Raw genomic sequence first — 791 nt, forward strand, 5'->3', positions numbered from 1 at the left:
ATAAGACTCTCGAACTCCAAAAAAGTTCAATATTCTTAAGAGTATTTTTACACTCTATTTATACACATTTCTTTCGCGTGCTTTTAGCAATGGGTTATCCTATCCTAGAACTTTTTTCTCTCAGGGCACAAACCCTTCTTTGCGGGGCGGTCTTTGTGCATATGGTAGCTGCGGCTCTTTAACTCTTTACAGCAACCACTCTGTGCACTACCCCGCCAGTAACTTTAATAAGGGTGGGTGGGGAATAACATCGCGAGGCGCTCTGCGTATCTGTCTCTTTAAAGAGTATATTCTGACGCCTGCCAGTAAGTGACTCTTTCTTTACCATCCCCGCCCTCGGCATATCCAAAGGCGACGGCTACGGAAACTTAAGACCGAAAGAATATATCACAAGGGAAGAAGCGATGCTCATTGCATATAGGGTTTTTAAAGCATTGCAAAACTGAGTAGAAAATGCCTGAAAGTTTTTTATTCACTCTTATCATATTTCCCTGCCTCAATGGTAAGGGATTTTTTACATTAAGGCGACACTCAAATAACTACAAGAAACTGCCTACGGAACACGAAATAGGTGACGGTTAACTATTAGAGGATGAGCGCACTTAAAGCTGTCTTTGCTTCCGTATCTCTCTTAAGGAGCAGACGATGTCAATAAATCATTTTTATCTATTGCAATAACTGAGCCTGGAGTTTCTTGGTTTGGTGGGGTATACAGAAACACTTTTGAGTCATCAGATGTAATCATTTTAGAGCCATTTGGAAACCTAACAATACTTTTCCCTGAATTTATC

General features: G+C 40.7%; 1 protein-coding gene. It reads left to right on the forward strand.

Going from position 1 to position 791, the window contains the following annotated elements:
* Nucleotides 1–341: 341 nt before the first annotated feature.
* Complete coding sequence (locus tag ACP5SP_RS08025; protein WP_416085845.1) at nucleotides 342–446, forward strand: hypothetical protein; 105 nt, start codon at nucleotides 342–344, stop codon at nucleotides 444–446.
* Nucleotides 447–791 lie beyond the last annotated feature (345 nt).

This window comes from Caldisericum sp. (assembly GCF_049967455.1).
GTDB classification, from domain to species: domain Bacteria; phylum Caldisericota; class Caldisericia; order Caldisericales; family Caldisericaceae; genus Caldisericum; species Caldisericum exile_A.